The sequence below is a fragment of the Phycisphaerales bacterium genome, assembly GCA_016716475.1.
GTDB lineage: Bacteria > Planctomycetota > Phycisphaerae > UBA1845 > Fen-1342 > JADJWG01.
In genome coordinates, this window is the sequence record JADJWG010000002.1 from 1,352,395 (window position 1) to 1,376,009 (window position 23,615).

Genomic DNA, 23,615 nt, shown 5'->3' on the forward strand with positions numbered 1-23,615 from the left:
AGAGAGGCAAACTGCGCGGCAGTCGCACCACCGCTGGACTATCCCTTGATTCCGGTACTGGCAATGCCCTCGATGAAGGTGCGCTGGCTCAACGCGAACAGCACGAGCAGCGGGAGGGTGACGAGCGTGCAGGCGGCCATCAGCAGGTTCCAGGGCGTGCCACCGTGCTGGGCCTGATAGAACTGCAGGCCGAGTGCCAGCGTGAAGGTTTCCTGGTGATTGAGGTAGATGAGGGGTCCGAGGAAATCATTCCAGACGAACATCGTGTGAAAGAGCGCGACGACGACCAGCGCGGGGCGGGAGAGCGGCAGAATAATGCGCCAGAAGATGCCCCAATGGCTGAGCCCGTCGAGACGCGCGGCTTCGGACAGGTCGTTGGGAATCTGGAGGAAGAACTGGCGGAGTAGAAAGATGTTGAAGGCGTTGCCGAAAAGGGCGGGAACCCACAGCGGTGCCAGCGTGCCGATCCAACCGAATGACTTGAAGAGGAAATACGAGGGGATCATGATCGCGGGAAACGGAATCATGGTCGTCGTGAGCACGCACAGAAAGATGGCATTCCGGCCCGGCCACTGTATGCGGGCGAAGCCATACGCAGCGATTGCGCTGGAGAGAACCATGCCACATACACCGAGCAGAGCGACGATGAGCGTGTTGCGCAGGTAGAGGATGAAATGGACGTTATCACTTGTCAGAACACCCTCGTATCCGGCGCGTTCGAGACCGTCGGGGCCGCTGAAGCGCGCGCGACCGGCGTAGTAGTTCTCGTACGCGTAGAGGCCGATCCGGGCGGGTTCCCGGGGCAGCAGTTGGAACTGCCCGGTGGTGACTTCTTCCTGCGGCTTGACGCTGGTACCGACCATCCAGACGAGGGGCGCCACCCAGAGGCCACCGACGATGGCGAGGAGCACGGCGCGGGCCCAGTTCGCAAGCGAGGATCGAGACATCCTGATCGGCCTCACTGGTAGTGAACGACGCGCTTGCTGAGTTGGAAGGCGCAGACGGTCAGAACGAGAATAATGAGCAACTGCACCCAGCTCAGCAGGCAGGCGTAACCGAAACGCTGGAAAGTGAAACCAACGTCGTAGAGGTACATCGAGTAGAAATACACGTTCTGCTGGGGGCCGCCGCCGCGGAGCATGATGTGGGGAATCGCGAAGACCTGCCAGACGAAAATGATGCCCATCACGATGTTATAAAAAATCGTGGGTGAGAGCAGCGGCAGCGTAACGTTCCAGAGGCGATTCCAGGGACCGGCACCATCGACGCGTGCGGCCTCGTAAAGGACGGTGGGGACTTCCTGCAAACCCGCTAGATAGATGACGACCGGATGTCCGATCGGCCATAGACTGAGAATGATCATGGCGGGCATCGTCCAGCGTGCATCTCCGAGCCAGTTCGGCGGCGCGGCACCCAACATGTGCAGCAGCGGGCGCAGCACGATGTTCAGCAGCCCGTATTCCCCGTTGAATACCCACATCCAGATCATGGCGGTTGCGACCATCGGCACGAGCGTGGGGACAAAGATGAGGGCGCGCCAGAGCGTGCGGCCGGGAACCGGGGCGTTCAGCGCAATCGCAAAAAGGATCGCAAGCAGGGCGCTGATCGGCAGGGAGAACACTGCGTAGATCGCCGTGTTCTTGAGGACCTTCCAGAACGTCGGGTCATGCAGCAGCGTGCGAAAGTTGTCGAAACCCGTGAAGACGGGACGGCGGATGCCATCGAATTCGCAGAGACTGAGATACAGCGCCATCACCATCGGCACCAGCATGAAGAGTGCAAAGCCAACAGCCCAGGGGCTGATCCACAGCAGGCCTGCGGAGAGCGAATGACCTTGGCCGGAGCAGTTGCGGGTGGCGCGGCTCATGGGTACGTCTCGCCATAGCGGGCCAGACTCTTGCGGGTGGTTTCATGGATCTGATCCATGCGACGCTGGAGGTGATCCAGGCGCGGACCGGGGGCGGCGCTGCCGCGCCAGACGTCGAGGTACGCAGCGTGGAATGCTTCGCGTAATTCAAGCCAGTCGGGCAGGGGGGGGTCGCCCACGGCGCCGGGCAGGCGGGCGAGGCGTTCGTGCACGGCGATCACGGGATTGGGGTGCGTGGCCGTGAAGGTCGGATCCGGGTGCCTGAGCGGACTGCCCTTGTAGTGAATCCAGTTGAGCCATTCGATCGGGCGGAGCGGGGGCATGGGGCGGTGCTCCGTGCGATCGCCCGTGCGGTAAGTGTAGTACTCATAACCGGGCTGGGGCTCGGCTTCTCCCGAGGGGACCTGGACGGGTGGGCTGGTGTAGAGCCAGGCGATGAAGGTCCAGGCGGCCTCCGGGTGCCGCGCGCCGCGCGGGATGATGAGGATGTCCTGGCCGACGTAGCTGCGCGGCTCTCCGTCGACGGTGGGGACAGGCGCGGCAGCGTAGCGCAGCGTCGGGGCATAGTGACGAATCATGTTCGCAAACCACGGCCCCTGCTGCATCATCGCGAGCTTACCGATCATGAACGGATTGTCAGGAGAGTTGAAGTTGCTCAGGCCACTCTCAAAGCGGCCAAGGTCGTTCCCACCGAAGGTGTCGGCGAACTCACGGATAAAGGCGAGCGCGGCTTTCCACTCCGGTGCGTTGCCGACCAGAACGCCACTTTCGCAAACGGTGAAATGGCCGCCGAACCACAGTGGCCAGGTGTACCAGTACCAGCCGATGTTACCGACGTGGCCGGGAATGAAACCCATCCGGGTCAGCACACCGCGTTCATCACGGCCAGCGAGGACGCGACAGTAGGCGAGGAGTTCGGACGTGGTGCGCGGGGCACGGTTCGGATCGAGGTGGGCGGCGCGGAGCGCTTCGGCGTTTTCGGCGAAGACGTCCAGGTTGTAGTACAGGGCGAGTGACCAGGGTGTCAGCGGGAGGCCATAGAGCTCGCCGCGATAGGTGCACTGTTCGTAGTATACCGGAATGATGTCGTCCGCGGAGATGCCGGCGTCGGTGGCGCGCTGCCCGAGTGGCAGGAGGGCGCCCTTGTTGGCGTAGGAAGCGATCAGGTGAGGCCAGAGGCCGATGAGATCGGGCGGGTCGCCGCCGGCAATCGCGACCAGACTCTTGAGGTCGATCTGGGTCGTGGATTCATACTGGACGTAAATGCCTCGCTCCGCACCGACCGTGTCATTGAAGACCCCGACGAGCCGCCGCATCGCGACCCCCTCAAAGTCGGTCCACTTCTCCCAGTAGCGGACAACCACGCGGTCCGGCGGAAGATTGCCGATCGTGCGCGGGCCGAAGAACACGAGGCCGAGCGCTGCCGCGGCCATGGCTGCGATGATGCCGACACGGAGTATTCTGGCGAGTCGTCGCATAAGCCAGAGCATCGCTACTCGAAATAGATGTCGTCCAGGTAGATCGTGAGGCCGGAGGGGTTGACGTCCCAGGAGCTGCTGCAGCCGAACCCGGCGATCACATGCCGCAGATCGCAGCCGGTGAGATCGATCGAGTACTGCCGCCAATCGGTATCGATCCGATGCACCGCTGTCGCAGGAAACGCAAGTGAGTCCCCGTACTCTGTGTCCACACCGCCAACGGTGAAGCTCACCGTGCCGGGGGCGGCGGCGCGCGCCCAAAAGGTAAGTCGGCGGTAGCCACGGAGGTCGAAACCGACACCCGCATGCGCTTCGTCGCGGCCCCAGTTATGCGCAGGATGCAACCAGCGCAGACCGGCCCAGCGGCAGGGCGGACCGTAATCGCACAGGTTGGGGCCGGCGCCCCTCACCGCGAGTGTCAGCTTGATACAGGTGTCGCCACTGCGCGGGTTGGTGCGCCAGGCCTCGTCGACATGGACATCCCCGGCATCGCCCTGGCGGCCGGTCGGCGTGAAGTGGTTCTGCGGTGCGTGAGCGTCGCGATAGACACAGAACGGCGGGCGCGGTGCGGTCTCGCCGGCGGGCTGGGACGTGGGAGCCGGGTGCGCCGGGACGGTCTGCGGCGGCGGGCCGTTCGCCTGGAATGCCGCGGCAAGGGGTTTCGCTACCCGCCCCGCATCGTAGAGCCCGAAATGCGGCTCGAACGCACGCCACTCCTTCCACGTCTGATCGAAGGCCTCGAAGTAAGCGAACACGAGCGGGTACGTAGCGAGTTGCTCATAGTATTCCCGCTGGGCGGCCGGGGTGTAGGTCGCGCCGCCCGCAGTGGGCCAACCAACTTCCTTCAACCAGACGAACCGGTCGGCTCGACGCTGCAGATCCTCATAAGCACCGCGCGTCCACCGTACAGCGGCCTCCACGGTACTGCAGTGGTGGTAGACAGGATGAGCGTTGGGAAAGACCCAATCGCCGACGTGCAGGACCCGGGCCTCGACGTAGTCGCCGATCTCCTCCGTCGTGGTCACGGGTTTATGGATTGCGGAGCGCAAGCGATCCATCGCAACAACCAGTTGCTCAAAGCTGTAGCGCTGGCCGAGCCCCTCGTTACCCACGCAGACGCCGAGGACCAGCTCATGCGCGCCTAGGGCGCGCGCGTGGGCGAGTTCCTCTTCGTCAAGCGGGTCCCAGACCCCGAGGATCACACCGCGGAACCCCGCTGCGGCGGCCAGGGGGATGATTTCCCTGAGGCGCTCCGGCTTGCAGCCGTAAGTAATCAGTCCGGAGAAACCACCCTTTCGCAGGATCGTGAGATCGGCCCGGACCTCCGGCGTGTCTGCGTAGGAATTCTCCTGCGGATTGGAGTGGGTCGGGTTGTAGCAGATCCAGGCGAGGGCTGTGACGCGCTGTTGCCAATCCTGCGTAACACGGGCCGTCTGGCTGCGCAACGCCAGCTTCGGTGTGCGGTCACTCTCGAACAGGCCCCAGTGCTTTTCGACTTCGTCCGGGTGCGCGCCCCCCTTCCACTTCTCGTCAAAGGCCTGGAAATAGAAGTTGGGCACTTGCTGGCGTGTGGTCCAAGCAAGGAAATCGGCATAGAACTGGGCTTGTTCCACCGTACCGGCCCGGCCGCGGATGTGCCTTGCTTCTTCACCTTCGGTATGCCTCTTCGTCGCCCAGCCGACTTCGGTCAGCACGATCGGGTGGGCTGGATGAGCCGCCTGAACCATGGCGAACTCGCGCTGCGTGAATGCGACGGCATCCTCGAGCTGCACACCGCGCCACATGGCGTAGATGTGCGTTGCGATGAAGTCAACCTCCGCCGCGATTTCCCTGCTGCGCGGCTCAAGCCAGAAGGTGTAGTCATCCGCCGTCGTCACGGGAACACGTGTACGCGCGCGCACCTCGCGAAGATACGGGATGAGCACGTCGGGGGCGACACGGTGCGCGGACCAGGAAACTTGGGTTTCATTGCCGACGCTGACGCCGATCACGACATCCGGGTAGGCATTGGCGAGCTGGATGGCGCAGGCAACTTCACGGCGGTTGGCGGAGACCGCTTCGGGGCCGGATTCCGGGGCGATCCACGCACCGAGCAAAACCTGCATGCCGAGCTTACGCTCATGGATGAGGCGCACAACGGATTCGGCCGCTCCGCCGGCTGCATACATGCGGAGCAGGCCCCAGTGTCTGGCGAGCAGGTCGAGGTCTTCTGCAAGTTGCGCTTCGCTGGGCTGCGCGCCGCCGGGCGCCTGACCGTCGCGGTGCGGGCCGTAGGAAATCGCGTTGCCGACCCAGCGGCCGCCCTGCCAGAGTTGCAGCGGCCGCAGGTCGCTTGGCGGGTCCGCTTGACCGGCGATCACGGCGGCGGCGGACCATGCCAACCCAGCCACCAGCAGCCAGGACGAGCACACACGGATGTGCAGCGCGCTGTTTCGCCAACCGGCACGCAGTAGCGCTATCCATTGCAGCGGAAGGTGGATCAGCGGCGCGCGGCCTGGTGAATTGCATGCCATGGCAATCGCAATGTAGCAAAGGTGCCGCGCGTCAACCAGCATAAAAAAGTGTTCCGTTCGCTGTTGACGGCACCGCGTCCGGCCACCCCAGGCCGGGCGCTCAGCGTGGCGGCCCGCCAACCCACTTGTCGATCACAGTGTTTATGAATCAGTTTCATCACCGGAGGTGCACGCTGGGTGCGGAGGTCGCCAGGGCGGGTCATCGGGCACGTCTGATAATTCGACTCACCGGGTCGAATATCCTGTTATTTCAGCACTTCTCAACGGAGACTTGACGCCCCCGCATGCGGGAGCTATGCTTTGGTACAGTTTATGAAACTGTTTTGTCGCACGGTTTACTTTCACTTCAGACCCCGCGGCAGAAAGTGCTCTTCATGTCATCGGTTCGTGCGATTGCCAAGCAGGTCGGGGTATCCATCAGCACCGTCTCGCGCGCGCTGAACAACGACCCGGCGGTGAGTCCGGCCACGCGCGAACGAGTCATGCGCGCGGTCAACCACTGCGGCTACACCGCCGCGGTCGGCAAGCGCACCCTGACGGGTATCGGATTGTGCTACACCGGACCGCTCACCGTCTCAGACCCCTTCGACTCGGCCGTGCTCGGTGGCATTACACGCGGGCTCGACGAGGGGAAGTTCGACCTCGTCGTCCTCAACATGCAGCGCGACATTCAAGCCAACGAGACCTACACCGACTTCTTCCGGCGTAAGGGGCTGCGCGGTGTCCTGCTGCGGACCGTGGCGGATCTCCGGCACATCTGCATCGACATCGCAAACGAGGAATTTCCGCACGTGGTCATCAGTGACCGCTTCGAAGAGCCGAATGTGAACTTTGTCGATTGTGATTCGCGCAGCGACACGACCCGGGCGGTCGATTATCTCGTCTCTCTCGGGCACAAGCGGATCGCGTTCTCGATGCATAACACGCGGGATCGTGATCACCTCGACCGCTTTGACGGTTACTGCGAAGCCCTGGCAGCGCATGCCATCCCGTTCGACGAGCGCCTCGTATTTCGGCACCCCTACACGAAGGAAGGCGGGGCGGCGGCCGTAAACATCGCCATCACCATGCGGCCGCGACCGACGGCGATTGTTTTTGCGGATCCCCAGACGTCGATCGGCGCGATCAAGCGGGCCTACGAGCTGGGCGTGCGAATCCCCGACGACCTCTCGATTGTCGGCATTGATGACACGGACGCCAGGTACGGGGCCTGCCCCACGCTGACGGCGGTGTGTCAGGATGCCGCCCGGCTTGGATATGAGGCGGCCCGTTGGCTCACGCGCAACCTGACCGGCGCAGCGGCCGTAGGACTGCGGCGCACCTTCCCGACCTTCTTCGAGGTGAATCAGACCACCGCTCCGCCGGGCTCACATCTTCGAACCCGCGCGAGCCGACAGAGGAGCGCAACATGACGCCCTGGCGAAACCTGCTCGCCGCACCGCGGCGCAGGGGCTTTACGCTGATCGAGTTGCTCGTGGTGGTCGCAATCATCGCGCTGCTCATTTCCATCCTGCTGCCCGCCCTGAGTCGTGCCCGGGAAGCCGCCAAGACGACGAAATGCCTGTCCAATCTGCGCAGCGCCGGACAGGCCGCGCATGTAATCTACACCGAACTGGGTCGCATGCAGCTCGTCGCGAACCAACAGAACGTAGACGCGGTCGACCCGGCGCGGACTAAGTACTGGTATACCCAAAACGGCGAGCTGATGACCTGGCCGCTGGCCCTGGCGCGCGGCACCGGTATGCCATACGGGAACAACTGGGATTGGGGTGTTCGGGAGGGCACCTACGCGCTCGCCAGAGAACGCCTCCAGGAGATGAACGCCGAGTTGAAGTTCCTGGTGTGTCCGAGTGACGCGGTGCGCGTGGCAACACCGTTCTACCCGCGCGAAACCGGGCTGCTGTCCGGGGCCCCCAGCGGACCCGCCGGGGCGGGGGCCGTGGAGTATTGGGGGTTCCTGAGCTACGGCGTGAACGAGGATGTGGTGGGCTCGGACGTGGCACCGACCGCCCTGACCGGCCTGACCATTCCGGCGTGTTGGCGCGCGGGCTTGCTCCCCAACGGAGACTGCGTGGAGTGCTATGGCGAGGTGTTTGCGCCCCCGGGATTCCCGTGCGCGAACGACGGGCGGCGGCTGCAGGGCAATCTGGACAAGATCTTCCGGCCGAGCGAAGTCGCCCTGTTCACGGACATCGGGGCGAGTCTCGACGACATCCCGAACCCGGAGCCCGAGTGGCGCTTTGCATCGCTCTTGCTCAGTGCGCAGGCCAAGGGTCCGTATCTGGGTGACTTCCAGGAACGGCATGGCCGCCTGCCACTGTTCCGGCATCCGGGCGGGCGGATCAATGTGGCGCGCGCGGATGCCAGTGCGCTTGGTGTGAACGGCACGGGTCGCAAGATTGATATCCCAGGTGATAACAAGGTCAATTACTTCACGCCGCGGGTACGGGTGTCGCCCTACAAGCCGGCCGAGTGCCCCGGCTTCTGAGCCCCCATGCCATGTGTCTGATAAACGCGAACGGATGGAACTGTTTCAGTCGGATTCCGGCTGCCCATGCCTTTACAATGGGCACAGGAGCTCTTGCATCGTTGTGCTGTAAGCCACCTCGGCTGGCAATTCACCTTTGGGCACCGCAGGGCGCCACATCCAAGAGGAGGAGTCAGAAATGCGAACAATCAAGTGTCTCGTAGCTTTGTCTGCCACGCTCTGCTGCGCGGCACCGTCCTTTTCCAGCGTGACCGTGACGGTCGACCCGGGGCTGAACTGGATCGGCTACATGAACGTTTTCCAGTTACCGGTAGGCAGCGGCGCGTATGTCTTCGGCAGCCCCTGGGGTACCGCGGATCTGCAGGCCGTGTTCGACGGACCACAACTCGTGCTGAGCCCCAATACGAATACTTACAACCCTGGGGACGCGTTCTGGGTGAACCCCGACGGCACCGGCGCGAAGTGGATGAACGCGAACATGTATGTCGAGGACCCGACCCTTGTCGGCCAAACGGTCGAATTCGTCGGGCACACCCTGTCCAACACGTTCGTGGATGGCTACTCCACCCACGCGTTCATCAAAGTCCTCGACCCGGGCGCGGGCTGGGCAACGATCGCAGAAGTGAGCGTGCCATTGGTTCACGGCCAGCCCTTCGCGCTGAACCTCGCCGTACCCAACATTCCAGGTCTGGTGCCGCAGTACGGTTTTGCGACCGATGGCGCGAATGCGAATCCGGCCACGGTCCACCAGCTTGGCCAGGTCGTCGTTGTGCCGGAGCCGGCAGCCCTTGTCCTGCTGCTGTCCGTCGCGACGCTCATGCGCCGTCGCTAGCAGTGAGGTTGCACGCCCCCCGGATCTTCCGGGGGGCGTCGGCAAGTGTTCCACCAAGTCCCCGAAGTTCAGTACATGAACGCCGAGCCGTCCGACTGCTCTGTTGGTGAAGAAGTTTCGCGGATCACGCCAGGAGGCCAGGAAGATGTTCGCACGTAAACCTCTCATGCGCTCATGGTGCGCGGCAAGCTGCATCGTGGCCCTGCTGACAGTCGCGGTCGCAAGTGGCCAGATTCTCAACGAGAACTTCAATAGTGCCACCGGGACGGGTGGAGGTACGTTCTTCACCGGCTCGGGCTTCGGTCTCCTGTCGGGCTGGGACAACGGGATCTTCGGCGAGTCTGCGTTTGCAGGCACCACCGGCAACGCGAGAATCGGCTTCGCCGCAGCAAGCGGCAGCCCCACTGCCGGCCTGAGCGGCACTGGGGCGGGTGTGATCGAAGTCGGCGGCGTGGAATACGACCTGCTCCGGCAGGCATTCAACACGGTCACGGGCACGGGCGGCGGGATCTTCCTGGCGGGCGGGGCCGGGCCGGATACATTCAACTTCGTCAGTAACTGGGACGACGGCATCTCCGGCGAAATCGCCTTCGGTGGCACCTTCGGTAGTGCGGTGCTGAACGGCCACATGAGCGCCGCGGGACTGCCCGGCGGCGGCATCGGGGGATCAGGCGGCGCGGTGCTCGACGTGGACGGCGTGACGCTCAACACTGGGGGGTGGTATGCGGGTCTGCAGTTCGACCTCGGCGCATTGCCCGGGAGCGTCGTCTTGCGTAATGCGGGCTTCGAGGAAGCCAGCGCCTGGGTTGCCTTTGGCAACGCGTATGAAGCTCCCGCGCCGATCGAGGTGCCGCCCCGCTCCGGCGCGGCTGCAGCCAAGATGTTCGGCGCTTTCCCCGGTCCCTCGGGCCTGTTCCAGGACCTGCCGACACAACCCGGACAGACGGTCACCTTCTCTGCGTTCGCATACGCCCCGTCGTTTGACCCGATCGCGGCCACGGGCAACCAGGCACAGCTCCGCATCGAGTGGCGCGACGCCACGGCGGCCAATGTGCTGTCCATCGTCCAGATCGTGGTGCTCGATCCCGCGGCACCTGAGTTCGTCCAGGACACGTGGGTCCAAGGTACGTTAAGCGCCACGGCACCGGCCGGGGCCGCCGTAGCCCGCGTGCTGCTGTGGTTCGACCAGCCCGCATTCGCGGGCGGCGCGGTCTGGTGGGATGATGCGTCGGTGCAGACTTCGGGGCCCGGGGCAACCGACCTCAGCCAGTTCGCTCTGACAGCCACGGCACGCGGATCGGTGAACGCTGTTGGAGAAGTGCTCGGTGGTATTCAGCTTCGCATTGAAGACCCCGCGGGCAACCGGTTGTACGCCGACGTGCCCGCGACCGGTTCCTTCCAAGCCATCGGGGGGCCGTTAAACACATTGCTGGAAACCGATGCGAACGGTACGCCCGCCCCGGGTGCCTTCAACCGCAATGCGAGCTACTACCGCGTCGTGGTCGCATTCTCTGACATCCAACTGTGGGGCACGGGCGGAACGATCGAGCTCGATGATCTGTTGCTCTCCAACACGAACCCCGCCGGGAGCGCGTGGTACGCGGGCCTGTTCTTTGACGACCTGCAGATTCCCACACTCAATCCGAATGCGTTCCAGATCCTGGATCCGAACATGCTGATCCTTGTTGCGGATATCAAAGGCGACGCGGCCTATCCGTATGCGCTGCGCCTCGAAGGCATTCGGGCCGTGGCGAGCGCCTTGGACGAAGACTTCAACACCGTGGTCGGCGATTGCGGGAGTGGCAACGCCTCCGACTGCCTCATCTACGATCCAGCCACGGGCGGACCGGGCTACACACTGAATATCGACTCCGGCATCGAAGGCGAAGCGGCCTTCGCCGGCGTCGCCCAGCCCGTCTTCCCCTTCCTCGACGCCGGCATCTCGGTTTCCGGCGACCCGACTGGCGGAATCGACGGCAATGGCGGGCTCAAACTCGAGGTGCGCGGCCTCGCACCTGGCGTGGGCGGCACCTGGTACGCTGGTATCGACTACGGCGGTCTGGCGTTGGCATCGAGTGACCTGTCGCAGGTCACCCTCACCGCCGACATCCGTGGACGCCAGGGTGCGTTTGGTGGGCTTGGCTACTACGAACTTCGCATCGAAGATGCCGAGGGTGACCGCCTTGCATTCCAGATGCTCGCAACCGGCAACTGGCAACAGGTCGGTGGCACGCTCGCTACCGCCGTCGAACTTCCGCCGGCCAACGGCACCCCCGGAAACGGCTTCGACACAGATTCGGCCTCGTACCACGTGGTTATCGCGTTCGTCGACGCGCCGCCGCTGATGCCGCTCGCAACCACCTGGGTAAGCGACGGCATCCTCGAGATCGATAACCTATACCTCACACCGGCGACCCAGGCCGTCGAAGTCGGCCGATTCGAGTTTCTTGAACCCGGCAACACGCAGTTCAAGACGGTCGGCGGGTTCATCACCAGCGCTGACGTCCAGACGCTCGACTTGGCGGGAGCGGCCGCCGGTCTCACCGTGATCGACTTCGAGCATGGCACACCCGGCGCCAGCGGCCCGATGACCGGCCCCTGGGATCCCGCACTGCCCAACGAGTTCACCTTCTCCGGAGGCGTCACCAGCTCGCTCATCGAGACTTGTGCAAGCTGCGGAGTAGGTGGCAGCCAGGCGGCGCGCCTGGTCGTGACTCAGACGACCAACTCATGGTGGGCCGGAATGTTCTTTCAGGCGGTTCCCATGGATCTGAGCGCTGGCGCCGGCGACAACCTTGCCGCACTCGCTGACCGCGAGCTCTCGGCGCTGCTGAACGCCGCCGGGACCACGCTGCCTTACGGCGTCGTGGAGTTGCGCGTCGAGGACGCTCAGACTGATTCGTTGTACTTCCGCCTCGTGGCCAACGGCTCGTGGCAGTCGATCGGTGGGCCGCTCAGCGGTGCGACGCGCGGCTTCGCCGACCCGGGTCAGACCAACGGTTCGTTCGACTACTTCCAGCCGACCTACAACATCACCGTCGCGTTTACGAACTTCACGACGCCGACCTGGGGAAGCCCCATCAACCTCGTGATCGACAACATGGCGTACACCGCAAGCGGCACGGTGGTCACAATCCCCGATTCGTTCACGGTGACGGCCACGTTCGCCGAAGAGACGAGCACATGGAACACCGGCGGCCAGCTCACCGTCGATAACGTATTGCTCGCACTTGTGCCAAACTGCAACGGCGATCTCTCGCTTGACCTGCGCGATTTCGCTCTGGTACAGGCCTGTTTCGCCGGCAGCGGTGTCCCCGTCGCCCCGGAATGCGCGTGTGGTGATCTGGATGGAGACGGCGATGTCGATGCGGCGGATGGTATCCTGAATGCTATCCGGATCGTTCCACCGCTGCTGGTACTTCCGGAGTAACTCCTCCGGCGATTGAGACTGCACGCTTCCGTCGCGTGGCGACGAGTAGTTTCCCGGCCACCAGGCAGTTTCGGGAGAGAGTGGCGCCGTGCTTGTGACGTACCCCACTTTGCTACGCCGCACCGGCCATCGGGCCGTGTTCGCAGCACTCGCTCTGGCCGGGGCGTCTTTCTCGCTGGCCCAGAGCCAACTGCTCTGGTCCGACGAGTTCGACGGCACGAGTCTCAATCCGGATCACTGGGAGTACATGCTCGGCAACGGATGTACGTATGGCATCTGCGGTTGGGGTAACAACGAGCTCCAGTGGTACACGGCCCGGCCCGAGAACATTTTCGTCGCCGATGGCTTGCTGCACATCGTGGCGCGTGAGGATTACTGGAACGGCCACCGCTACACTTCGGCCCGCATCCGTTCCTTGAACCGGGTTGATTTCCTCTATGGCCGCATGGAGGCGCGCATTCGTCTGCCGCAGGGCGCCGGGCTGTGGCCGGCGTTCTGGATGCTGCCTTCCAACTCACCTTACGGTGGTTGGGCGGCCAGTGGCGAAATCGACATACTCGAGGCCGTCAACATCCCGCATGCGGCGCACGGCACGTTGATCTACGGCGGCGGCTGGCCCCAGCAGGTATACAACAGTGCCAGCTTCTCGACCGGGGGCAATTTCGCCGACGATTTTCACGTCTACACGCTGGTGTGGGAACCGGACGTCATGCGCTGGTACGTCGACGGAGTGCCCTACCACACCGTGACGAGCGCGACGTGGTGGAGTTCGGCAGCACCGTCGAACCCGCGGGCACCGTTCGATCACCCGTTCCACTTCCTGCTCAATGTCGCCGTGGGTGGAGATTGGCCGGGGCCGCCGAACAGCACGACGTCGTTCCCCCAGGTCATGTCAATTGACTATGTGCGCGTGTATGACTTGTGCACTACGTGTCCATTCCACGGTGCGCCGTTTGAGCTGCCCGGGCGCATCGAGGCCGAGGATTTCGACCACGGCGGAGAAGGCGTCGCCTACCATGACGCCGATGCCGTCAACCACGGCGGGCAGTACCGGGCGGAGGGCGTCGACTTGCAGGTCGCCTCCCACGGTGGCTACAACGTCGGGTGGATCGAGCCCGGCGAGTGGATCCAGTACACCATCGCCGTTCGCCGAGCCGGAACATTCGACGCGGTCGCGCGCGTCGCGTCGCCCACCGGCGGCGGTGTGTTCAACCTGCTGCTGGACGGCTTGCCAATCGGCGGGGACTTCCTCGTTCCAGGCACCGGCGGCTGGCAAGTGTGGACGGCCGTCGAACAGCGCTTCACGCTCCCGGCGGGCGAGTCTGTGCTGCGGTTCGCGAATGGCGCATCCGTTTCCGGCTACAACCTGAGTTACTTCGACTTCTTCTTCGCGGCGGATATCAATCGCGACGGCAACGTGGATTTCAGTGATGTACTGCCCCTCCTGCTGTGTCTCGGTGGACCGGGGGCACTGCCGTCCAACCCAGCTTGCCACGGCCAGGCGCTGTTGAAGTGCGACATCGACCGTGACCTCGATCTCGATCTGTGGGATCTCGCCGAATTTCAACGGACCTACGGAGGGTGACGCCGCGGCGCCGAACAGGAGCCACAGCGCCAGACGCTGGCCCGTCCGGTCCGCGCTCGTCTGTTCCCGCGCTGGTTGCATGCCGCCGCTCCACCCGAGGTTCGTGCATTCGCCGCCGCCGGGCTAGAGTTGCGGAACGTGGCCCCGCGTGGCACACATGCGGTATACGCCCAGAACATGTCTGCAAAGCACCCTATCCGTTACTTCCGCGCATGCCGTGCAATGACCACGGCGATACGTTCAACCACCGCGCGCTTCAGGACCGTTCGCTCATGTCGAATGAAACCCGGCAGCGCCTTCGGGCTCAACACCCAGACTGACACGCCGCGTGGCTGCTTGTCCACGTACCAGCCCGGATACAGCACGACCGGCCGGATCGGCGGCCTCAGTCCTGTCTCCACCTGGATGATCTCACGCACCCGTTCGGTCAGTGCATGTACCTGACCAATAGGGTCGCGGTCGGGCTCATGGCCGTCGACACGAATACGTCGGCCGTCATACGTCACGTGCACATTGCGGCGCCCCACGTATTTCGAGCGCGTCTTAGTTTCGATGACATACACCCCCGTCGGTCCGACCATGACGTGGTCGATGTTGAAGCCGTTGTCCACAAGGTCGTGAAACACCTCGTAGCCGCCGCAGCGCAGCCCATCGAGCACCTCGGCCACACTGCGCTCACCCATCGCACCGAGGGTATGACGGCGAATGGCCGCGCGCAGTTCCGGCCATTTGCGCAGCAGGAAGTAGGCCGTCAGCGCAGCCGCCACCACCGTGAATCCTGCGGCGGTCCACGCGCTCGGCGCTATCGTCAACAACCAGCGCAGCCACTCGAAGACCCCGAGGTATATGACCAGCACACAGATTGTGAACCAAGGCACAACCCCTTCGTACAGGATCTCGTCTGCCTGCCTGGTTTGAGACAACCCGGGTGTGCGCAAGGGAGGTTCACGGAGGGGGGACACAGGCACGGCGCGGTTGGCAGGTTTCATCATACTCCCCGGGACAGTAGCTGGAGCGTGCTCTTGCTCGTGTACGGCCCAGCATAATGGAACCGATCCGTGGGCTTCAAGGTCCGGACATCACAAGATCAATTGCGAGTGCTCGAGCCACCGGGTGGAACACCGCTACTAGCCATACCAACTCAGCCGCGCTGGATTGCGGCCATGGTCACGGGACCACTCAGTCACGATGTTATGGAGCTGTCACGGTCCACCCACAATGCGAGAGTGGCCAGATCCGGAACGGTCCATGTCGGCCGAACCGCAGCCCCGGCCGCACGGGTCGCACCGGGACCGCTCCGAACGCAGCGGCGATCCACCCAGACGGTGCGCAAGCCGAGTGCCAGGGCGGGCGCATGGTCGTGGTACAGACTCTGCGCCACATGGATCAGATCGTCGCGCGCATAGCCCTGCCCGGCGAGCCACGCACAGGCCGCCCGAAAGTGGCCAGGAGCGGGCTTATAGGTGCCGGTATCTTCGGCCGTAATCACGGCATCGAACTCCATGCCGAGCTGCCGCTGGGTGCGAATAAAGGAGGCCCGATCGACGTTGGAAAGAACCAACAGCCGGTAGCGGCGCTGCAGCGTCTGGAGCGCGGCCACGGTGTCACCAAAAGCCGGCCAGTCGCCGACGGAGTCGCCAAAAGCCGCGCACTCTGCGGCCGTGGCCGACACACCGTGGCGCGCGGCGAGATGCGCGAGCACCTGACGGAGGACATCGGGATAACGCAAGTGTCGTGCCGCCGTTTCCACAGCGGCCTCTTCCTCACCGAATGCTGCCAGGAGGGCCTCGTCTCCGACCTTGAGTACGTGGCGCCTGCGCCACGGCGCGAGCGCAGCCAGCAAGCCGGTTTCCCAATCGATGAGGGTTCCATAGCAGTCGAAACTCAGCACGCGGGCCTTGAAGTTGAGCATGGAATCTCCCGTCGGTGCCGGTACATACTCGGACGTAGAGGGCGCAAAACCCGAGCGCGCTGTGCCCTACCAGGCAATTCTAATCGTATCCACGTAGACCACACTCGATGTGAGAGCGATGCGGCCAGCCCGTGTTGCGGGCAACCGGGGGACTCCGCTCGAATCACACGGGTATATTGGAGGCGACCGATAAATAAGGTTCTCGTGTGCTTTGATAACTTGCACAGTCGCGAGTGGGGCGTGCGATCGGCAACGGATGATTTATCCCTCTTGAATCTGATAGATTGATGACTTAGCATCAGGAGATTCGTGGAAAGAAGCAAGCTGGAAGTCCAGCGGAGTCAGCGACCACCTGGGCGACGATGCATTCCCGACCGCGTTTCGGACTTCCAAGACCCCACGATCAACAACAAATTCAGTAAGACCGCACGGGCACCCACAAGAGGTGTCCATGCCTTCATCCATTTACAGCTTGGATGCACGGTGCACCCGAGCACTTTGTTAAGAAGAAGCAGCCACTCAGGAGGAGAGAATGAAGACCCCGTATTTCATCACTGCACTCACAGCCGTGACGCTGCTGTTGTCGAGCACGGCCCAGGCCGGCCTGTCGCTCGTGCAACAGGCACAACCAGACGGCACCACGTCGTTGTTCAATGCCATTGCCACGTTGAATTTCGGGAACCAGAAATCACGCCTGGAGGCCGCCGGACAGGCGACCGTGCAGGGCGGGAACCCCGGGAACGGCTGGTTCAACAACCAGCTCCGTTCGTGGGAAGTCCTGTGGAACAACAGCACGGGAACGGTGACGTTCAACGTGTTCGCCTCGTCCGATTGGACCGGCGGAGCCGCGATGTCCACCACGCGTACGCCGGTGTTCACCGCCGGATATGCACTGGTAGGTCTCGACATCGGCGCGCGCCTCACGAGCACGGACCAGAGCGTGACACTCAGTGACGTAGCGTTCAACGACGGCAACGGGTTCGTGGCGGTTTCCACGGCGAACGCCACGTACAGCGGCAACCAGTTCTTCAACAACTACCACGGCTTCGCTGGTACGCTGGGCAATTTCACGTTGCGCGGCAAGGCGATCTTCCCAACCGGTACCGCCACCGGCGACTCCATGCGGTTCTTCATCAATGGTCGCCAGGCGGAAGCCGTCATTCCCGCGCCCGGCGCGATCCTGCTCGGCAGTCTCGGCCTGGGCTTGTTCGGCGCCTTGAAGCGCCGCTTCGCTTAAGCCAACAGCCCGTCGCGCAGCGCCGGTGGAAACGCTGTGCGCCGTGAGTCAGATGAAGAGCACGGCCGCGGGTGTCCCCCGTGGCCGTGCTCACAATGTTCCAAGGTTTTCTGCGCCACGCGGCAGTCCACGGCCCTGCCGGCACGATGGTTGCGACGATACGGCGGTCCGCTATCATTCGCCTCCATGCATACGCCTGCACCAGCGCACATGCGCGCCGCCGCGTTCGACATGGCCCCCGCCCGTCACCGGAGCATCGCAGCCGGTGTGGGGATTGTCGGTTTCGCCCTGCTTACGGCCTTGGGTGCCCAGGTCTATGTCCCCCTGCCCCAGACGCCTGTACCCATCACGCTGCAAACGCTGGTCGTCATGCTGGCCGGAATCACGCTCGGGCCGCGGCTGGGGTTCGCGAGCATGATGTTCTACCTGTTGCTGGGGGCGGCGGGCTATGCCGTCTTCGCCGAGGCCCGCTGGGGCTTCGGAGCCATCCTCGGTGCCACGGGCGGCTACCTGCTCGGCTTTGCGCTGTGTCAGCCGCTGATCGGCTGGTGCGCTCGAAGGGCGAATGCCACCTGGCGCGATTTGATCGGGGCGAACCTGGTCGGGCACGCCGTGGTATTCGCGTGCGGACTGGTGTGGTTGAAGATCTTCCTGGGCGTGGGCTGGGGTGAGGCCGTCCAGTTGGGGCTGGTTCCCTTTCTGCCGGGCTGTACGCTGAAGGTCGTGCTCGGCGTGCTCATCGGCAAGGCCGTGCTGCCGGCCGCACGGTATTGGTGGCCGGGGCGGGTGGAAGCGGCGGGCCGGTAAGCGGCGACGGCGGCGGGACTGACGGCGTAGGAGCGGAGGGCGCCGTTCGCGTGGTGTGCCGCACGTTGCGGTCGTGTTCCGCTCAGCGCTGCTCCACCCGAAACGAAGGTTGCTTCACACAGTCTTAACACGACGCACGGTGTCCGCGGGCTGATCTTCTTCATATAATTGTGCCAGATTGCGCTGCGCAGCCGACCGCATGCCGCGGTTGGAGCAGGCCGGTGGATCGAGGATGAGGAGGCATTGCGCCACTTGGGAGTAGTGAAGTTCATGCCCGCGGAGATCGCGCGTGTCGACACGGCGGCGTTGTCGCCGGAAGTGACGGAGTGGGACCAGGAGGTCTACGACCGCATCACGTCCACGACCCTCACACCCGAGCAGGCGGAGCGGATCGTCACACCGACAGAGGTTTATCCGCGGCAAACGGCGGTCTTCGGCGTACACTGGCATCCCGAGTTCGTGCCGATGGAGCTCATTACGCGGCGCGTCGCCACGATGTTTCCCAACGCGACGAGCCAGCTCCTCGTGCCCACCCAGCACAACGTCCTCATGGAACTGGACGGCTTCGCCGGGGTGGAGGTGGATGCCTACGCTGCCGGTTTCAACCGGAAGGTGCAATTCCTGGTGCACTTCACCGCGGCGCGCGTGCAGAGGGCCGACACGTTCCGGGCCATGCTGAGCCATACGTACCGCTACCGCGCCAGCCAGCTCTACGAGTTCATCGACACGATCGTCGATCCGCGGTTTGAAGAGCGCGTCGAGCAGGCCGCCGCCAAAACCGGGGCCGCGTCCGATCTCGTGCACTTCTGCCGCCTGCACGTCACGAAGCTTAAGACGCTGATCGAACAAAACGAGGCCCGCACCGAACCGGACATGCTCAAGAACAAGCTGATCCGGTTCTACTTCGCGGCACTGGCCGATCGTTTTCCGCGCCCCGTGATCGACCGGGCGCAGGTTTTCCTGAACGCCGTCAAACAGATTGTGAAGGCCCAGTTTTCGCTGCGGTACTTCTACAGCGCCCAGGAGATCATCGAGGAAGTGCGGGCCTTGGGCGGCGGCCTCGTCATCCCGCATCCGGAGCAGTTCTGGCCGGTGCTGCTGGCGGATTTCGATGTGGACGGCATCGAAGTGTGGAACCCGCAATCGCGCGAGTACACGGAGTTCCTCGTGCATTGCGTCACGCAGCAGAACCGCACGACCCGCCGCGGGCAGCGGCGTCTGCTGATCACGATGGGGGACGATACGCACTTCGGCGAAAAGGTACTGGCGCCGCAGCATCAGGACGCCGCCAAGGCCAGCCGCGAACTCGGCGTGCAGCCGGCCTGGGACGACCTGGCGATTCGCAAGGCGCTCACGGTGGCCGGGGCGGATCGCGCGTCGCTGATTCAGGAATACAAGGCGCGGCTGGCCTGAGCGGCCGTGGGAGTCGACGGTTCCATGGGAAAGCGGGAAGCGTTCTCGTTCGAGGCCCTGCAAGATGCGGAGGCGGTCGCAACGTACCTCGGTGCGCTTGCGGACGGCGTCCGGGAAGGTCGCGTCGTGTTGCGCAGCGACGGGCGCACGCTCCAGCTCGGTCCACGCGGGCTGCTGCGATTCCGGATTGAGGGCAAGCGCGGCAAGCACCAGTCCCGTCTCGTGCTCCAGGTTGCCTGGCGCGAAGACAGCGGCACGGAAGAACCCCGCCCCAACGACCTGACGATCGACGCTGGCAAGACCTAACGGCCACTCATGCTCTCCTATGACGGCATTCAACGGAATCTCCAGCTCATGCTGGTGCAGGTGCGCAAGCAGCTTGAGAACATGCGTCGCCTGCTCGACGCGCCCGATGCCAAGCTGGTCGGGGCCATTACGCGGGCCGATGACTACGTCGATACGCAGAAGAGCATGATCGAGAACGAGTGCTTCGGGCTGCTCAGCCGACACCAGGTGGAGCAGGGGCCGGAAGTTGACTTCCTCCGCGCCGTCACCACGATTACCGGCAACCTGGAACGGATCGCCGATTTCGCGGCCAACGTGGCCCTGCAAACGCGCTTCCTCGTCGACCCCGCGCACCTGCAGCGCTACGACTACGGTGGCTCGATCGACCGCCTGCTGGTCGGACTGGATCGCGTCATCGCCGCTCTCTTCGAACGTGACGCCCAGCTCGCCCTGCGCATCGGCTACATCGAGGACGAACTGGACGCCATCTACCAGCAGCAGTTGCACGCCATTATCGAGGACCTGCGCAACACGTCCGACGTGGAGGACCGCATCACCACGCTCTTCATCCTGCATTACCTGGAGCGCATGGGTGATGCGTTGAAGAATATCGGCGAAGCCATCCTGCTGGCCGTGCTGGGCCAACGTCTCAAGATTCACCAGTACCAGATTCTTGACGAGACCACCGCCGGCGCAGCCGGGCTACGGCGGCCCTTGTCCGAACTGGAACTGGCCTCTATTTGGGGCACGCGTTCCGGCATGCGGATCGGCACCGTGCAGGGGGCCACGACCGCCGCAGAGGGACACCGAGTCGTGTTCAAGGAGGGTGACCGGCAGAAACTCCTGCAGGAGCGCGACACGCTGCAGCACTGGGCGGAAATCGAACCCGGGCTGGTGCCCTCCGTCGTTGAGTACCAGGAGTTGGAGCGCGGCGCCGCCCTGCTGCTGCAATACATGGACGGCACCACGCTGCAGGATCTTGCACTGAACGCCGACACGGAGCGCATCGGGCCGGCCCTCGCCCGGCTCGAAGAGACCCTGACCCGCATCTGGACGCAGACACGCACCGACACCCCCTGCAATGGCCGCTACCTGCGCCAACTCGAAGACCGCATCGGCGACGTTTATCGCCTGCACCCGCGGCTCGACGGCAAGGCGGTTGAGATCGGTGGTGTCACCGTGCCCCGGTTGAGTACGCTGTTGCCGAAACTGCGTGCGCTGGACGAAGAACTGGCCGCGCCGTTTACCGTGTTCATCCACGGCGACTTCAACATCGACAACATCCTCTACAATGCGGCGGCGGATCGCGTGCACTTCATCGACACCCACCGCTCACGGCTGCTGGACTATGTGCAGGACGTGTCGGTGTTCTGCCTTTCGAACTTCCGCCTGCCGGTGTTCGCCGCCCGAACTCGGCAGACCCTCGAAGCGGTGATGCAACGCATGCTGCGATTCGCCCGGGCGTTTGCCCGTGCGCAGAACGATGCCACTTTCGAAGCCCGTCTGGCACTGGGACTGGTGCGCTCCTTCGTAACCTCGACACGTTTCGAGTTGAACACCCGATTTGCACGCGGCATGCACCAACGGGCCACGATCCTGCTGACGCGCCTGCAAGCCCACCGGGGAAGGCCGTGGGCGGAATTCGTCGTGCCCGACAGCGTACTGATCTACTAACGGATCCCCGCGAAACGCGCGGCAGGAGTGGACATGGCGGATGCAGCGTTTCGAATCGGCGTGGTCGGCGTGGCCGGCGGCTGGTCCAGCGAGCGGCTGGCCGATGCCGTCGCCCGGCAGACGGGCACACGCGCGCTGCTTGAGCTCAAGCACGTGGTCGCCGATCTCGACCAGGGGGTGCTGCGCTGCGGCACGGCGGACCTTACCGCATTCGACGCCCTGATCATCAAGAAACTTGGCCGACGCTATGCTCCGCACCTGCTCGACCGGCTGGAAATTCTGGGCGCGGTCGAAACACGGGGCGTGCGCATCTTCTCGCACCCGCGGGCGATCATGCGTCTGCTGAATCGGCTCGCATGCACACTGGCCCTGCGAACCGCCGACGTACCGATGCCCCCGACCGTGATCACCGAGCATGTCGACGAGGCCGCAGCCGCTGTCGCCCGGTTTGGCCGCGCAATCCTCAAACCGCTGTGGAGCACCAAGGCCCGCGGAATGGCGGTACTCACCGATGGCCCGGACCTCGCCGGGCAAATCGCCGAATTCCGCGCCGCCGGCAACCACCTGATCTATGTGCAGAAGATGGTGCCGCTACCCGGCAAGGATCTTGGCATCACGTTCCTCGGCGGCGAGTACCTCGCGAGCTACGCACGTGTCGGACACCACGAGTCGTGGAACACCACCACCGACAACGGTGGGCGCTACGAACCCGTCGAACCCGCGCCCGAGCTCATCGAGCTCGCACGACGCGCCCAGGCCCCCTTCCAACTCGACTTTACCTGTGTGGACGTCGCCGAGACGCCCACCGGACCGGTGGTCTTCGAAGTGTCCGCGTTCGGCGGTTTCCGCGGACTGCTCGAAGCACACCAACTCGACGCCGCTGAACTCTACACGGCTTACGTCCTCGGGAAGCTGCGCTCATGAGCACCCCGCCGCTCAGCATCGCGGCGCGCCTGGCCGCCCTGCGCTCCGCGTATCCGCCCGTCGCGCACTGCCGATTGAACCTTGCCGGCCTGCACGTGGCCGTGGAAAGCAATGCCCGCGACGTGCTTGCCGGCATCGCGGCGTACTACCGGCACTACCGGGCGGACGACGGTCCGCGTGCCGCGGACGTGCAAATCGCCCTGCTGGAAGCACCGCCGCAGGACGTCGATCTTCCCCTGGTGCCGATCCAGCCGAAAGATCCGCGCAAGCGACTGAAGGACGAGATCTGTGACCTGGCCGACGGCCGCGTACTCCGCAAGCTCCAGACGGGCATGGTGTTCTATTTCGACGTACAGCAGGGCGCAGCAATCGGCCCCTGCCGTCAGTTCCCGAACCAGACAGTCAACTTCATCAACAACCGCTTCATTCAGCACCACATCGACCGCGGCTGTGCCGTGGCGCATGCCGCGGCCGTCGCGCGCGGCCCCTACGGCATCGCGATCGCGGGTGTGCCCGGCCGGGGGAAAAGCACGCTGGCGCTGCGGGCTCTCGATCACGAGCTCAATTTCGTTTCGAACGACGCCCTGTTGCTGCGGCGTGCCACTTCTGGCGTCGCCCTCCTCGGCGTACCCAAATTCCCGCGCATTAATCCCGGGACGATACTGCACAACCCGCGCCTGGCCGGCCTGCTTGAACACGGCGAGCGTGTCCGGCTCGAGGCCCTGCCCGCCGCCGCCCTGTGGGAAGTCGAGCAGAAATACGACGTGGATATCGAAGCGGTGTACGGCCCCGACCGCATGCAGTTGCACGCTGAACTCGCCGCCCTGCTGATCCTGAACTGGCAGCGCGCGGGCGGCCCACCCCGATTTGAGCGCGTCGCCCTGGACGCACGACCCGATTTGCTGGCAGCCCTCACGAAGCGGGTTACGCCAAACTACTTCTGCCCACCGGAACACCGCCGGCCGGATTTCTCGCCAACCGACTACCTGGCACAGTTGGGTGCAACACCCGTTTACGAGGTCACCGGTGGTGCCGATTTTGACGTGGCCGCAGAGTGGTGCCGTGTCCGCATCGCGGCGGCGCGTGCCTAGGTAACATACGCGGCGGCGCGGCACAAATTACCCGCGGCCTGCGGCCGACGAACACCGGCCGGCGTGATATGCTAAGAGC

The 23,615-nt window shown here is 64.2% G+C and carries 18 protein-coding genes; 12 read left to right on the forward strand and 6 right to left on the reverse strand.

The window, feature by feature from the left end; genetic code table 11:
* Positions 1–38: 38 nt before the first annotated feature.
* The 4 genes from IPM18_13245 to IPM18_13260 are packed head-to-tail and all read right to left on the reverse strand — an operon-like array spanning position 39 to position 5,900.
* A complete protein-coding gene (locus IPM18_13245) occupies positions 39–947 on the reverse strand; it encodes a carbohydrate ABC transporter permease (GenBank protein MBK9120545.1) in 909 nt (302 codons plus the stop codon).
* Positions 948–958: 11 nt separating this feature from the next.
* Positions 959–1,867 carry a sugar ABC transporter permease gene (locus tag IPM18_13250; protein MBK9120546.1) on the reverse strand — a complete coding sequence of 303 codons (909 nt, stop codon included), beginning with the start codon at positions 1,865–1,867 and terminating at the stop codon, positions 959–961.
* Positions 1,864–3,357, reverse strand: coding sequence for an extracellular solute-binding protein (locus IPM18_13255; protein MBK9120547.1), 1,494 nt, complete (start codon positions 3,355–3,357; stop codon positions 1,864–1,866). Before IPM18_13255 ends, IPM18_13250 begins: the two co-directional genes overlap by 4 nt.
* A 2-nt stretch (positions 3,358–3,359) precedes the next feature.
* The gene (locus tag IPM18_13260) at positions 3,360–5,900 is read right to left on the reverse strand and encodes a hypothetical protein (protein ID MBK9120548.1); all 2,541 of its coding nucleotides are present in this window, start codon (positions 5,898–5,900) and stop codon (positions 3,360–3,362) included.
* A gap of 332 nt (positions 5,901–6,232) precedes the next feature.
* On the opposite strand from IPM18_13260, the gene IPM18_13265 reads away from it, so the two are divergent.
* From IPM18_13265 to IPM18_13285, 5 genes are all read left to right on the forward strand, one after another.
* Positions 6,233–7,270, forward strand: coding sequence for a LacI family DNA-binding transcriptional regulator (locus IPM18_13265; protein MBK9120549.1), 1,038 nt, complete (start codon positions 6,233–6,235; stop codon positions 7,268–7,270).
* Entirely contained in the window at positions 7,267–8,346 is a 1,080-nt protein-coding gene (locus IPM18_13270) for a type II secretion system protein (GenBank protein MBK9120550.1), read from the forward strand. The genes IPM18_13265 and IPM18_13270 overlap by 4 nt, the downstream gene beginning before the upstream one ends.
* 178 nt (positions 8,347–8,524) lie before the next feature.
* Positions 8,525–9,178 (forward strand): hypothetical protein, encoded by a 654-nt coding sequence (locus IPM18_13275; protein MBK9120551.1) that lies wholly within the window; start codon positions 8,525–8,527, stop codon positions 9,176–9,178.
* Positions 9,179–9,323: 145 nt separating this feature from the next.
* Positions 9,324–12,608: a hypothetical protein gene (locus tag IPM18_13280; GenBank protein MBK9120552.1), complete on the forward strand. Its 3,285-nt coding sequence runs from the start codon at positions 9,324–9,326 to the stop codon at positions 12,606–12,608.
* A gap of 88 nt (positions 12,609–12,696) precedes the next feature.
* Entirely contained in the window at positions 12,697–14,193 is a 1,497-nt protein-coding gene (locus IPM18_13285; GenBank protein MBK9120553.1) for a family 16 glycosylhydrolase, read from the forward strand.
* 200 nt (positions 14,194–14,393) lie between these two features.
* Here the strand turns inward: IPM18_13285 and IPM18_13290 are convergent, their stop codons facing one another.
* Positions 14,394–15,182 (reverse strand): NERD domain-containing protein, encoded by a 789-nt coding sequence (locus IPM18_13290; protein MBK9120554.1) that lies wholly within the window; start codon positions 15,180–15,182, stop codon positions 14,394–14,396.
* A gap of 194 nt (positions 15,183–15,376) precedes the next feature.
* Positions 15,377–16,105: an HAD-IA family hydrolase gene (locus IPM18_13295; protein MBK9120555.1), complete on the reverse strand. Its 729-nt coding sequence runs from the start codon at positions 16,103–16,105 to the stop codon at positions 15,377–15,379.
* A gap of 532 nt (positions 16,106–16,637) precedes the next feature.
* On the opposite strand from IPM18_13295, the gene IPM18_13300 reads away from it, so the two are divergent.
* From IPM18_13300 to IPM18_13330, 7 genes are all read left to right on the forward strand, one after another.
* Positions 16,638–17,342, forward strand: coding sequence for a hypothetical protein (locus tag IPM18_13300; GenBank protein MBK9120556.1), 705 nt, complete (start codon positions 16,638–16,640; stop codon positions 17,340–17,342).
* 210 nt (positions 17,343–17,552) lie between these two features.
* Complete coding sequence (locus IPM18_13305) at positions 17,553–18,149, forward strand: biotin transporter BioY (protein MBK9120557.1); 597 nt, start codon at positions 17,553–17,555, stop codon at positions 18,147–18,149.
* Positions 18,150–18,419: 270 nt separating this feature from the next.
* Complete coding sequence (locus IPM18_13310) at positions 18,420–19,562, forward strand: hypothetical protein (protein ID MBK9120558.1); 1,143 nt, start codon at positions 18,420–18,422, stop codon at positions 19,560–19,562.
* Between the two features lie 24 nt (positions 19,563–19,586).
* Complete coding sequence (locus IPM18_13315; protein MBK9120559.1) at positions 19,587–19,868, forward strand: amphi-Trp domain-containing protein; 282 nt, start codon at positions 19,587–19,589, stop codon at positions 19,866–19,868.
* Positions 19,869–19,916: 48 nt separating this feature from the next.
* Positions 19,917–21,521 (forward strand): phosphotransferase, encoded by a 1,605-nt coding sequence (locus IPM18_13320; protein MBK9120560.1) that lies wholly within the window; start codon positions 19,917–19,919, stop codon positions 21,519–21,521.
* Between the two features lie 33 nt (positions 21,522–21,554).
* Entirely contained in the window at positions 21,555–22,445 is an 891-nt protein-coding gene (locus IPM18_13325; GenBank protein MBK9120561.1) for a GAK system ATP-grasp enzyme, read from the forward strand.
* The gene (locus IPM18_13330) at positions 22,442–23,536 is read left to right on the forward strand and encodes an HprK-related kinase B (protein MBK9120562.1); all 1,095 of its coding nucleotides are present in this window, start codon (positions 22,442–22,444) and stop codon (positions 23,534–23,536) included. Before IPM18_13325 ends, IPM18_13330 begins: the two co-directional genes overlap by 4 nt.
* Positions 23,537–23,615: the final 79 nt, after the last annotated feature.